This is a genomic window from Streptomyces sp. D2-8 (assembly GCF_023184515.1).
Taxonomy (GTDB): Bacteria; Actinomycetota; Actinomycetes; order Streptomycetales; family Streptomycetaceae; genus Streptomyces.
In genome coordinates this window covers 77,478-89,853 of record NZ_JAAHBP010000022.1, presented here as the reverse complement: position 1 = coordinate 89,853, position 12,376 = coordinate 77,478, and the positions used below count along the sequence as shown (strand labels likewise).

The 12,376-nt window shown below is 72.9% G+C and carries 9 protein-coding genes; 3 read left to right on the top strand and 6 right to left on the bottom strand.

Annotation, left to right across the window (positions count from 1 at the left end):
- Window positions 1-59: 59 nt before the first annotated feature.
- Together G3I77_RS31805 and G3I77_RS31800 are read right to left on the bottom strand one after the other, a co-directional pair.
- Window positions 60-938 (bottom strand): SDR family oxidoreductase, encoded by an 879-nt coding sequence (locus G3I77_RS31805; protein ID WP_248509131.1) that lies wholly within the window; start codon window positions 936-938, stop codon window positions 60-62.
- Window positions 939-1,043: 105 nt separating this feature from the next.
- The gene (locus G3I77_RS31800) at window positions 1,044-2,225 is read right to left on the bottom strand and encodes an MFS transporter (RefSeq protein WP_248509130.1); all 1,182 of its coding nucleotides are present in this window, start codon (window positions 2,223-2,225) and stop codon (window positions 1,044-1,046) included.
- A gap of 142 nt (window positions 2,226-2,367) precedes the next feature.
- Here G3I77_RS31800 and G3I77_RS31795 point away from each other — a divergent pair, with 142 nt between their 5' ends.
- The gene (locus G3I77_RS31795; RefSeq protein WP_248509129.1) at window positions 2,368-3,846 is read left to right on the top strand and encodes a glutamate-cysteine ligase family protein; all 1,479 of its coding nucleotides are present in this window, start codon (window positions 2,368-2,370) and stop codon (window positions 3,844-3,846) included.
- A gap of 2 nt (window positions 3,847-3,848) precedes the next feature.
- Here the strand turns inward: G3I77_RS31795 and G3I77_RS31790 are convergent, their stop codons facing one another.
- Genes G3I77_RS31790 through G3I77_RS31780 form a run of 3 tightly spaced genes read right to left on the bottom strand, consistent with a single transcriptional unit; the run spans window position 3,849 to window position 6,541 of the window.
- On the bottom strand, window positions 3,849-4,958 hold the full coding sequence (locus tag G3I77_RS31790) for a Gfo/Idh/MocA family protein (protein ID WP_248509126.1): 1,110 nt from the start codon (window positions 4,956-4,958) through the stop codon (window positions 3,849-3,851).
- A complete protein-coding gene (locus G3I77_RS31785; RefSeq protein WP_248509125.1) occupies window positions 4,928-5,638 on the bottom strand; it encodes a ThuA domain-containing protein in 711 nt (236 codons plus the stop codon). The genes G3I77_RS31790 and G3I77_RS31785 overlap by 31 nt, the downstream gene beginning before the upstream one ends.
- Window positions 5,639-5,689: 51 nt before the next feature.
- Window positions 5,690-6,541: a class I SAM-dependent methyltransferase gene (locus G3I77_RS31780; RefSeq protein WP_248509119.1), complete on the bottom strand. Its 852-nt coding sequence runs from the start codon at window positions 6,539-6,541 to the stop codon at window positions 5,690-5,692.
- A 77-nt stretch (window positions 6,542-6,618) separates the two neighbouring features.
- Here G3I77_RS31780 and G3I77_RS31775 point away from each other — a divergent pair, with 77 nt between their 5' ends.
- Both G3I77_RS31775 and G3I77_RS31770 read left to right on the top strand, forming a co-directional pair.
- Window positions 6,619-7,050: a helix-turn-helix domain-containing protein gene (locus tag G3I77_RS31775; RefSeq protein WP_248509118.1), complete on the top strand. Its 432-nt coding sequence runs from the start codon at window positions 6,619-6,621 to the stop codon at window positions 7,048-7,050.
- A gap of 112 nt (window positions 7,051-7,162) precedes the next feature.
- Window positions 7,163-8,227: a LacI family DNA-binding transcriptional regulator gene (locus G3I77_RS31770; RefSeq protein WP_248509117.1), complete on the top strand. Its 1,065-nt coding sequence runs from the start codon at window positions 7,163-7,165 to the stop codon at window positions 8,225-8,227.
- Here the strand turns inward: G3I77_RS31770 and G3I77_RS31765 are convergent.
- Window positions 8,224-12,171, bottom strand: coding sequence for a glycosyl hydrolase (locus G3I77_RS31765; RefSeq protein WP_248509330.1), 3,948 nt, complete (start codon window positions 12,169-12,171; stop codon window positions 8,224-8,226). The two genes, G3I77_RS31770 and G3I77_RS31765, sit on opposite strands and share 4 nt — an antisense overlap.
- Window positions 12,172-12,376: the final 205 nt, after the last annotated feature.

Here is a 12,376-nt window from a genome sequence, read left to right as displayed (position 1 = left end):
GAGTCTGCCGCATGAAGCGCCCTCCAGGCCCGGGGATTTCGGGCGGCCGGCCGCGGTGGCTACGGCAGCGGCGTCCCGCCCGTCGCGTTGACGATCTCGGCGGTGATGTACGACGCCTCCTGCGAGGCGAGGAAGACGTACGCCGGAGCCATTTCGGCAGGCTGTGCGGGCCGCCCGATGGGGGCCTGCTTGCCGAACGTCTGCGTGTCCGGCAGGGTCGCCGGGATCAGCGGCGTCCACACCGGGCCCGGCGCCACCGCGTTGACGCGGATGCCCCTCTCGATCAGCATCTGCGCCAGCCCCTGCGTGAACGTGACGATCGCGCCCTTCGTCGTCGCGTAGTCCAGCAGGTGCGGACTGGGCTTGTACGCCTGCACGGACGTGGAGTTGATGATGCTGCCGCCCTCCGGGATGTGCGGCAGGGCCAGCTTGCACAGCCAGAACATGCCGTACAGGTTGGTGCGCAGCACCCGGTCGAACTGCTCGGTGGTGATCGCCTCGATGCCGTCGGGCTGCGACATCTGGTACGCGGCGTTGTTCACGAGGACGTCGATCCGGCCGAACTCGTCCACGGCGCGGTCGATCAGCGCCCGGCAGTTCTCCTCCTCCCGCACGTCGCACGAGACGGGCACGGCACGCCGGCCGGCCTCCTCGACGAGCCGGGCCGTCTCGGCGGCGTCGTCCTTCTCGTCATCCAGATGGGTGAACAGCACGTCGGCTCCCTCGCGGGCGAACGCCAGGGCGACCGCGCGGCCGATACCGGAGTCCCCACCGGTGATCACGGCCTTGCGATCGGCCAGCCGGCCACTGCCCCGGTAGGACTCCTCGCCGTGGTCCGGGGGCGGGTCCATCGGCCCCGTCCACCCGGGGTGCGGCTGGTCCTGGGAGGGAAACTCCGGGGTCGGGTGCTGCTCTGCGGGGTGCTGCTGTCCGGTCACGGGTCTGCCTCCTTGTACCTGAACGTACGGCCCGGTGATCACAACGGGCGTGGCGACGGGTACCCAGGATCACCGGCGTCCCCCCCCCCCGGCGGCTTGAGCCGTTCAGCCCCCGGCCGCCCGCCGCGCGGCCGCCCCCACCAGCGCTCCGACGAGTGCCGCCACCGCGGCCAGCACCGCCACGCTGGTCAGTGCGGTCGGCAGGGTGAACCAGTCCGCCATGAAGCCGATCGCGGGCGGGCCGAGGAGCATGCCGCCGTAGCCCAGGGTGGAGGCCGTGGCGACACCGCTGGGCCCGGCGAGGGCACCCGCGCGTTCCACGGCCACGGGGAAGAGGTTCGCGAGGCCGATACCCGTGACCGCGTAGCCGAGGAGGGCCGCCCAGAGGGACGGGGCGAGGGAGCCGAGCAGCATTCCGGCCGCCGCGGTGGTGCCGCCGGCGACGACGGTCGGGGTCCGGCCCAGGCGTTCCAGGAGCGTCGTGCCGGACAGCCGCCCCACCGTCATGGCCAGCGCGAAGCAGGAGTAGCCCGCGGCCGCGGCGCCCGCCGAGGCGTGCAGGTCCTGTTCGAGGTGCAGGGCGCCCCAGTCGGCCAGCGCCCCCTCGCCGTACGCGGTGCACCCCGCGATGAGGCCGAAGACGATCACCAGCCCCCGGGTGCGGGCGTCCAGGCGGCGCGGGGCGCCCTCGGCGGGAAGCTCCCGCTCCGGGAGTGCAGGCGGCTCGTGCCGCAGGAGCGTGGGGCCTGCCGCGGCGGTGACGAGCAGGCCGACGAGCGTGAGCAGCAACAGGTGCCGCGTGGGGGAGAGGACCCCCGCGACCAGCCCGCCCAGCCCTGCTCCGACCATGCCGCCCAGGCTGAACGCCGCGTGGAAGCTCGGCATGATCGGCCGCCGCAGCGCGGCCACGAGTTCGACGGCCGCGCTGTTGAAGGCGACGTTGATCCCGCCGTACGCGGCCCCGAAGAGCAGCAGGACGAGGCCCAGCGCGAGCGCCGAGTGGGTCAGCGGGGGCAGGGCGACGCTGAGGGAGAGCAGGACCGCGCAGACGACGGTGACCCGGTGGTTGCCGTAGCGGCGGCACAGGCGTCCGGTGAGGGTCATGGTGATGACGGCCCCGGCGGAGACGCCCAGGAGGGCGAGGCCGAGGGCGCTGGCGGAGGCGCCGGTCTGCGCCTTGATGGCGGGGATGCGCACGACCCAGCCGGCGAAGACGAAGCCGTCGAGGGCGAAGAAGACGGTGAGGGCGATCCGGAGTCGGGACAGGGAGCTGCCGTTGCCCGGCACGTCACTGTGCGTTCGGGATTTGTTTATTTGCGGCACAAACTCAGGCTAGGTGGGTGCGGGGGCGAGGACAAGGTGCGACTCTGGGACGAGACGAAACCGCCGAGGGTGCGGACGTACCCGCCGAAGGAGCGCAGGAGGGCACATGGGACGTGACGTGCCGGCCCTGGTGTTCACACGGGAGGACCGCCGTCGGTACCGGGAGAAGATGCATACCGACCTCGAGGTGCTGGCCCGGATGCTCCACGAGTCGGGGTTCGAGAGCGAGCGCCCCCAGGTCGGACTGGAGATCGAGCTCAACCTGGTGGACGACGCCGGGCTGCCCGCGATGCGCAGCACCGACGTGCTCCAGGCGATCGCCGATCCCGCCTGGTCGAGCGAGCTGGGCCGCTTCAACCTGGAGATCAACATCCCGCCCCGGCAGCTGACGGCCGGCGGCCCCGGGTCCTGGGAGCAGGCGATCCGGGACGCCCTCAACCACGCCGAGGACCGCGCCGCGGCGGTGGGCGCCCATCTGATCATGGTCGGCATCCTGCCGACCCTGGACGAGTCGGACGTCAGCGAGTCCGCGCTCTCCGGCGACCCGCGGTACCGGCTGCTCAACGAGCAGATCTTCGCGGCCCGGGGCGAGGACCTGCGGATCAAGGTCGACGGCGTGGAGCGCCTGTCGACATACGCCGACACGATCACCCCCGAGGCCGCCTGCACCAGCACCCAGTTCCATCTCCAGGTCGACCCGAAGGAGTTCTCGCAGTACTGGAACGCGGCCCAGGCCATCGCGGGCGTGCAGATCGCCCTCGCGGCGAACTCGCCCTTCCTGTTCGGCAAGGAGCTGTGGCGTGAGACCCGCATCCCCCTGTTCGAGCAGGCCACCGACACCCGACCCGAGGAGATCAAGGCCCAGGGCGTGCGGCCCCGGGTGTGGTTCGGGGAACGCTGGATCACCAGCGTCTTCGACCTCTTCGAGGAGAACGTCCGCTACTTCCCGGCCCTGCTGCCGTTGTGCGAGGACGAGGACCCGCAGAAGGAGCTGGACGGCGGGGGCGTCCCCCAGCTGGGCGAACTGACCCTTCACAACGGCACCATCTACCGCTGGAACCGCCCCATCTACGCGGTCACCGAAAGCGGCCCGCACCTGCGCATCGAGAACCGGGTGCTGCCCGCCGGCCCCACCGTGGCCGACATCATCGCCAACGGCGCCTTCTACTACGGCCTGACCCGCGCCCTGGTCGACGAGGACCGGCCGGTGTGGACGCGGATGTCCTTCTCGGTCGCCGAGGAGAACCTGCACACCGCGGCCCGCGACGGCATCGACGCCCGCCTGTACTGGCCCGGCGTGGGCGAAGTGCCCGTCACGGAACTGGTGTTGCGGCGTCTGCTGCCCCTGGCCCACCGGGGTCTGGAGCTGACCGGCATGGACGCCGCGTGGCGCGAACCCCTGCTGGGCATCATCGAGCAGCGCTGCGTCACCGCCCGCAACGGCGCCCTGTGGCAGGCGGAGATGGTGCACCACCTGGAGAAGGCCGGCATCTCCGACCGGCGCGAGGCACTGCGGCAGATGACCAGGACGTACATGGACTACATGCACATGAACGCGCCCGCCCACACCTGGCCCGTGGACTGACCTCAGGCGGGCCGGCCGTGCCACCGCGCCGCAGCCGTCAGGGGCACGGGCGCGGGCACCCGCGCCGATGTCGCCAGCTCGATCCGCCGCCCCTCGGCCGCCGACCGCAGCAGAGCGGTCATCGTCTCCAACACGTGCAGGGCGAGTTCGCCGTTAGCGCGCGGTGCCCGCTGTTCGTCGGCGGTGAGGAAGTCCAGCAGTCCGACACCGCGTGCGCCGTCCTCGTAGCCCGCCGACGTCGGCAGGGCGCGCCACCGGGTGTCGCCGAGCGCGTGAAGGCGTACCTCGCCGTCGAAGCGGTTCGGGTCGGGGACCGAGAGGGTGCCGCTCTCGCCGTGGACCTCGATCGGCGCGGCCGTGGTGGCCACGCCGTCGAAGCTCGTCGTGAGCGTCGTCAGCGTCCCGTTCATGTGCTCCAGCACTCCTGAGACATGGCTGTCCACCTCGACCGGGATGCGCTCGCCCGCGCGCGGGCCGGAACCGATGACGCGCTCGGCGCGCAGCCTCCCGGCCGCCCCGGTCACGGCACGCACCGGCCCGAGCAGATGGACCAGGGACGAGAGGTAGTACGGCCCCATGTCCAGCAGCGGGCCGCCGCCGGCGGTGTAGTAGAAGTCGGGGTGGGGATGCCAGCGTTCGTGCCCCGCGGTGACCATCACGGCCGAGGCGAACTGGGGGCGTCCGATGCTCCCCGCCTCCACGGCCGCCCGCGCGGTCTGAACTCCCGTGCCCAGGACGGTGTCCGGGGCGCAGCCCACACCGGTGCCCGCCTTCGCGGCGGCTTCCAGGACGGCCCGGGCGTCCTCCAGGCCCGCCGCCAGAGGCTTCTCCCCGTAGACGTTCTTGCCGTGGCGGATCGCCCCGAGGGCGATCTCGGCGTGCGCTGCCGGGGTGGTCAGGTTCAGCACGGTGTCCACGTCCGGGCTGCTCAGCAGCTCCTCGACCGTGAGCGCCCGGGCGCCGGGCAGTTCGGCGGCGGCCGCGGCCGACCGGGAGGCGTCGAGGTCGGCGACCGCGGTGACGCGCACGCCGGGATGGCCGACGAGCGTGTCCAGGTACGCGCGGGAGATGACGCCGAGCCCTACGACCCCGACGCGGTGCGCGTCGCCCACAGCATGCCCCTCTCGATGACGGTGCGGACGCGGGGGTGCTCCAGCACGTCGACGCTGTGCCCCGGCGTCGTCACCACGACCCGCCCGGCACCCCACCGGCGGGTCCAGATCGCCGGTGAGGTGACCGGCCGGTGCCAGGGCTGCCACGGCCGGGTGGGATGCGTGGTGGTGGCCAGGACGTCGATGAGGTCGTCGTGGAGCACCCAGTACTGCTCGGTGTCCAGCGCGAAGTCCTCGATGCCCGCCGTGATCGGGTGCTCGCGACCCGCCTCGGTGAGGGTGATGGTGTGCGGCAGGAAGTGGTCCGCCGCCTCACCCCGGCGCTCGCACGGTTCCTTGCCGGGGTGCGTGGCGAACTGGCCGCCCACCAGGTGGAGATAGTCCGAGGAGGCACGGAACGAGTCGGCGATGCCGCCGTGCCAGCCGGTGAAGCCGGTACCGGCCACGACCGCGGAGCTCAGCCCCGCCACCTGCTCGTGTGTGATCTCCGACATCGTCACGCACTGCACGACCAGGTCGGTGCCGGCCATCTCGGCGCCGTCCGCGTAGACCTCGGTCGACTCCTCGACCCGGACGGCGTACCCGTTGTTCCGGAGGAAGGGCAGGAACAGTTCCGTGGCCTCGACCGGCTGATGCCCTTCCCAGCCGCCTCGGACCACCAAGGCTCTCTTCTGCGTCATCGTGATCTCAGTGTGCGCCGGTCGCCCGCGCTCGGAGAAGAGGGCCGGACCTCACGAAACTTTCGCATCGGCGGCCCGCGCCGAGACCATCCAGCAGGCCGCGGTGTAGCGGACCTCCGCGCCCTGCACGAAGGGGTCGAAGGCGGGGCGGACCGCCTCGACGATCTCTGCCCGGGTCCGCTCGTCGGCCCCGGGCAGGACCGTGCCCAGCGGACCGAGCCGGGTGAAGTAGGTGACGAGTTCCTTCTCGGGCAGGGCGCAGACCACGTCGACCGGCTGGATGTCGATCCCTGCCCAGCCGCTCTCCGCCAGGATGCGGTGGACCCGCTCCGGGTCCGCGAAGGCGAACTGGCCCGGCTGGTCCGGCCGGCGGGCGGGAAGCTCCGGCAGGAACGGGGCCGCGGCGCGTTCCGCCGTCGTCATGAACGGGTTCTCCTCCGGGCCGCGCCACACGACGCACCACAGCCCGGCCCCGTCCCTCACCGTGCTCCGCAGATTGGTGAAGGCCCGCACGGGGTCGTTGAAGAACATGACGCCGAAGCGCGAGATGACGGCGTCGAAGGCGCCGGGTTCGAGCGCGTACTCCTGCGCGTCGGCCTGGATGAAGGACGCCGGTACGCCCTCCTGCTCGGCGCGCGCCCGGGCCGTCTCGAGCATCGGGCCGGAGATGTCGACCCCGACGCAGTGACCGACCCTGCGGGCGACGGCCCGGGTGATACCGCCCGTCCCGCAGCCGACATCGAGCACCCGCGTCGCGTGTTCGGCGGACACGGCGTCGACGAGCAGTTCCTCGATGGGCCTGAACATCTCGTTCAGCACCCCCTGGAGATCAACCCAGGCGTGGCCGGAGGGCCCGTTCCAGCGGGCGGCCTGCTCGTCGTGGGACCTGCGTGAGGCATCCATCGTCGTCTCTCCCTCTGCTTGCCTTCGTCGGGACGGGATGACAGCGTTCTACTTCAAGTCGACTTGAGGTCAAGACAATGACAGACCTGGACATCGCAGAAGTGGCGCACCGCGCCGGAGTGCCCGCCTCGACGCTGCGGTTCTACGAGGAGAAGGGGCTGATCGCCTCGACCGGCCGGCGCGGCCTGCGACGCCAGTACGACACCGGGGTGCTGGAGCGGCTGGCGCTGATCGCGCTGGGGCGGACGGCCGGGTTCTCGCTCGACGAGATCGCGCGGATGTTCGCGCCGGACGGGCAGCCGCGGATCGACCGGCGGATGCTGTCGGCCAAGGCGGAGGAACTCGACCACAGGATCCGCGAACTGGGCGTCCTGCGGGACTCCCTGCGGCATGCCGCCGCCTGCCCCGCGCCCAGCCACCTGGAGTGCGCCACCTTCCGCCGCCTGATCGACGCGGCGGCGTCCGGCGGTGTCGCGACGCCGGGACGGCAGCCCCCCGAACGCCGTTGACGGGCCGCTGGAGACCGGGCGACGAAAAACGTTCCACGCCCGGTCGCGTTATACTTGCGGCGCCCATGAAGGCCATCGTCGTGCCTGGTCGCGCGGCTGCAACAGCGAGGGGGTGGACGCCATTCCGGCACGCCCCGCCCGCATCCAGGACGTCGCTGCCGCCGCCGGCGTCTCGGTGTCCACGGTGTCGAACGTGCTCAACCGGCCCGAGCGGGTCAACGCCCGGACCGCCGAGCGCGTCCGTGTCGCCGTCGCCGCGCTCGACTACGTCCCGCATCCGGGCGCCGCGGGCCTGCGTACCGGTCACTCCTCCGCGATCGGGCTGGTCCTGCCCGACGTCACCAACTCCTTCTACGCGCGCATCGCGCGAGGCGCCGCCGACGCGGCCTACGACCACGGCTACTCCCTCGTCCTGTGCCACAGCGGGGACGCCCCGGAACGGGAGCAGGGCTACTTCAGCATGCTCGTCGAGCAGCGGGCCGTCGGAGTCGTCGTCGTGCCGCTGAGCGCCGACCCGGGCCGGCTGGCCCGGCTGCGCGAGCGGGGCATCCCGCTCGTCCTGGCCGACCGCGCGATGCCCGACCGGGAGGGCTGCTCGGCCTCCGTCGACGACATCGCCGGCGGCCGCATCGCCGTACAGCACCTCCTCGACAGCGGTGCCCGCGACATCCTCGTCGTCAACGGCGAGCGCGGCATACGCCAGTGCGCCGACCGCTACCAGGGCGCCCGGCAGGCCGTCCGCAGCCGCCGCGAGGCACGGCTCGACCAGGTCGTCGCCGAGCGGATGACCGTCGCGTACGGCACGGAGATCGCCCGCGGGCTGAAGGACCTGCCCGACGGGGTGTTCTGCACCAACGACTTCCTCGCCGCCGGCCTGTGCTGGGGCCTGGCCGATCGGGGCGTGCGCGTCCCCGAGGACGTACAGGTCGTCGGCTACGGCGACCTCGACGTCGCGACCTTCGGGGCGACGACCCTGACGACGGTCCGGCAGCCGGTGGAGGACCTCGGCCGGGCGGCCGTGGAGATGCTGCTCGACGAGATCGAGGCTCGCGCGGACCACCTCCACGAGACCCGCGTCTTCGCCCCCGGCCTGGTCCTGCGCGACTCCACCCGACCGCTCTCCGAGCGTGGATCAAGCCCTGTGGCTGTCAACAACGCTGGTGATCAATACACCTAGGGCCTGTCGGACGGAATCCGCAGCGTCACCGGCCCCCACAGCCCCGACGACAGCTGGGAAGCGAAGGCCCAGGCGGTCGGCGTGGCCTCCGCGAGATACGGCGCCAGCGTGCCCCGGACCGTCACCTCCAGCCGGACGGTCCGCCCCGCGGCACCGCGCAACGGGAAGCGGTACGGCGGACAGAACGCCTCACCGGCGAACTCCCCGTCGACCGACACCTCCACGCTGCCCCGCACCCTCCCGAGATCCAGCACGGGGTCGGGCCCGGGCGGCACGTCCAGCGCACGCGCATACGTCACGCCGCCGCTCCAACTGCCCAGACCCTGCTCGCGCCAGTCGCCCAGCGCCAGCGGAGCCGGCACCGTCCGCACCCGCACCGGCCCCCGCCAGGCGGAGCCGCCCCGCAGAACCGCCGTGGGCTCGGTGACCACCTCGACCCGGGTGGGTGCCGGGAGCGGCACACGAAGCGTCAGCCGCTCGCCCGCCAAGGCCAGTTCCGCTCCGTCGCCGATCCGTACACGCGCGTGCGGTGCCAACGGCAGCTCCAGCGACACCGTTCCCGCCGGCACGGTGAACCGGAAGCGCTGCGGCGACGCCCGGACGCCGTCGGTGGAGCGCGACGGCCACACGGCACCGCCGAGCACCGGACGGCCGTTGAGCCACACGGTGTCCGGCAGCGGGTGCGGCCGCACGGCGGCATGGCAGTGCTGCAACTCGCCCCGCCTGCGCGCGTCCTCGACGGTCCGGCCCCGCCAGGCGCCGGCCTCGGCCTCCCAGCCGGCGCCGCTGACCAGGGCCGTCACCTCGGACCCCGAACGTGCCACCAGGTCGACGAACACCGCGTCCCGGACATCGGCGGTGTCGGCCACGACCTCCAGCGTGTGCTCGCCGGCCCCGAGTTCGAGCTCGTGACGGAAGAACATCGGCACGGCGCCCCAGTCCGCCTCGTAGTACTCCACCTTCTCCTGCCGCGCCACCACGTCCCCGTCGAGCAGCACGGTCACCGCCGAGGCGGCACCCACGACGAGCACCGCCCGCCCGCCGCCGCCCGGGACCCGCAGCCGTGCGCGATGGGCGACCCGGCCGTCGGGCCGGACCCCGTCGGGCGGGCGCATGAACCGCGGCCGTGGCCCGAGCCCGCCCGGCTCGGACAGGCAGAAGAAGCTGCCGAGCGGTGCGCCGGCGGCGGCCGAGATCGTCGAGGGGCGGTCCTGGGCGTCCGCCAGTTCGTACTCGAGCACGTTGCGCTCGCGGGCCACGGTGACCGGGGCGGAGGCCAGGTAGCCGTCGCCGTACGGGCCCAGCGGCTCCCCGTTCCACCACACCCGCTTGACCGCCTCCGCGCCGACGTGCAGCTCGGCGGGCCCCCGGCGGCCGGTCTCCACGATCGCCCGGACCCGGGCGGCCGTTGCGCCCACCGGCACGGGGACGCGTACGAACTCCTCGTTCACCAGCCCCTTGGTACCCAGCAGCCCGCCCTGGTCCGGGATGCCACGGCTCGACGAGTACACCGCGGCCTCCCAGTCCGAGTCCGGTGGCACGAGGGGCAGTTCGCCGGCCAGGATCCGCTCCGCGCACGCGGCGTCCAGAGGCTCGGGAGCCTGGTCGAGCGGCACCGGGGGCAGGACCCGGACCCGGTTGCCGTAGGTGACCCGGATCCGCTCCCACACCGTCCCCTCGGTCCACTCCATGGTCCAGATCTGCGGCTCTTCCACGGACGCTCCCGGGGGCAGCGCCAGATCGCCCCAGGTGTTGTCCATCGTGGGGGCCAGCCGGCCGTGCCAGCCGCCCGAGAGGTCGAGCACCCGCACCGCCGTCCCGCCCGGGGAAGGCGCCGGTGCCTGACGGCCCTCACGCCAGACGACCAAGGCCGCAGGGGCGCCGTCCAGCGGCACCTCGATGCTCGAGAGGGCGCCGTCGTCGGAGACCGACACGCGGGCGGGGCTGCGGGATCCGGTCGCCGGGTTCCAGACCTCGGCCTCTGCGACGCCTGCCCGGACGGTGACGGACGAGGTGCGGACCGGCTCGGGCGTGGAGCCGGGCGGGCGCAGCGGATGCGCGCCGATCTCCGGGAAGGCCGCCGTGACCAGTGCCACCGCCTCGTTCCCCTTGCGCCGGACGAGCAGCGGCACACGGCTCGTCGCGTGCCCGGCCGCGTCGGCCACCGTCTCGGCGGCGGCCTCGGGGTCGGGCACCCGCTCCAGCCGGGGATGGGTCAGCAGGGCCGCCACGACCGCGTCGTCACCGGACCGGCCCGCGGCCGTCCCGGGCGGACGGCCCACGACCACCACCCGCCCTCCCGCGTCGAGCAGTTCCGTCAGCCGGCGTGCCGTCTCCTCCTCCAGCACGCTCGCCGAGGGCAGCAGCACCGCGCCGTACGCTAGGTCCCGGATCCGCAGGGCGCCTTCGGTGGCCTTGGCGCGCTGCACCGAGTCGTCGTCGACGACGTCGAAGGAGATCCCGTGCCGGTCCAGGGCACCGGCGTGCGGCCCGAGCCAGTTGTTCGTGCCGCACAGGTCCAGGTAGTGCCGCTGGGTCTCGTCGGCGTCGGCGTGGCCGTCGCCCAGCCGGCCGTCGCCGAAGTGCCGGACCGGCGCGTCCAGCGGGACGAGGGCCTGCACGGTGGTGGTGGGGTGCAGCACCGCCACATCCGCCGCGTAGCCGCCCCACGACATGATCGAGCAGATCCGGGCGACGGCCCGGGAGAACGCCGGGTACTGCCTCCAGTAGGGCTGGCGCCAGTCGGTGGACGGCGGGGCCCACTCGAACCAGCCGCCCGCGGTACCGAAGTAACTGGCGTGCGGGTTGTACAGGTTGGCGCCGCTGCGCAGGAACGGCAGCAGCCAGTCGTAGGTGTCCTCCAGCGTGCCGCCCCAGCCGGAGGAGTGGAACGCCTCGATCCAGACGCGCTCGTGGCCGTAGAGGTGGGCCATGGAGGAGTGCACCTTGGCGTCGCCGTGATGGTCGCTGCCGGCGGCGCCGTACCAGCGATGGGTGCGGAAGTAGTCGGTGTAGATCTGCGTGGCCTGGGCCGGGTAGCCCGCCCGGGCGGGGTGGCTCTGGTCGCTGCCCAGCAGCAGCCCGCGCTCGCGGTGCCAGGCGGCCAGCGGCCGGAACAGAGCCTCCTCGGTCAGCTCCGCGCGGACCGCGTAGTAGTCGGCGCGGACCTTCCCCTCCGGCACGCCGGCGTCCGTACCGAACAGGGCCGGCAGCCGGTCGAGGAGGTCGTAGCCGCGCCGGGTGCGGAACTCGTCGGCGAAACGGTGGCTCCAGGCGTTGGTGCCGGGCAGCTCGTCCTGGAAGCTGCCCGCGATGACGGTGCCGAGGTACTCCGGTACGCGGCGGTCGTACTCGTGGTGGACCGTGTCCATCAGTAGGTCCACGGCGTGCGGGTCCAGGTAGTCGAACGCCGTGGGGACGGCGGTGACGAGCCGCACCCCGGTTCCGTCCGGGGCCGCGATGCGCCCGCTCACGTCGAGGTCGAGCCGCCCGCCCCGCCGGGAGTACGCCGCCAGCGGTGTCTCGGCATCCGTCAGGGCGACCCTGCCCCGGCAGACGCTCACGTCCCGGCAGCGCAGCGCCCGTCCGGCCGCCCCGGGATGACGCCGTGTCACGCCGCCCTGCACATTGGCCCCGGAGAACCCGATCTGGTCGTAGAACCACAGCCGTGTGCCCAGCTCCGCGGCGATCTCGCAGGCGTCGGTGAAGCGCGCCCACCACTCCTCGCCGAACCACGCCGGATCGTCGGCCCGGGCCCCGAACGTCGGGCCGGCCGGGGCCAGATTGATGACGACGAGGTTGTGCACCCCGCCCTCCGCGAACGCCCGCAACTGCCAGGCGAGTCGCTCTCTGGTGACCTTCGCACCCGACCACCACCACAGGGGAGTGGGGCCGAAGTCGCGGGGCGGATCGTCGAACAGTCGCCGGAGCTCGGGGGAGATCACGGACATCGTCCTTCCCCTAAAACGTTTTTAGGCCACCTTCACCGTAGGCGAGCTGGAGCGACCGCGCCATATCCCTGGACGGGCCCACGGAAGACGGCGTCCTGTCACCCATGCGCGCGCGACACCTTGTTGCAACGTTTTTCTCGCCCTATATTCGCTGCGACCAGGCCCCCGGAACCGCGATGTCACCAGACGACGGAGTCGC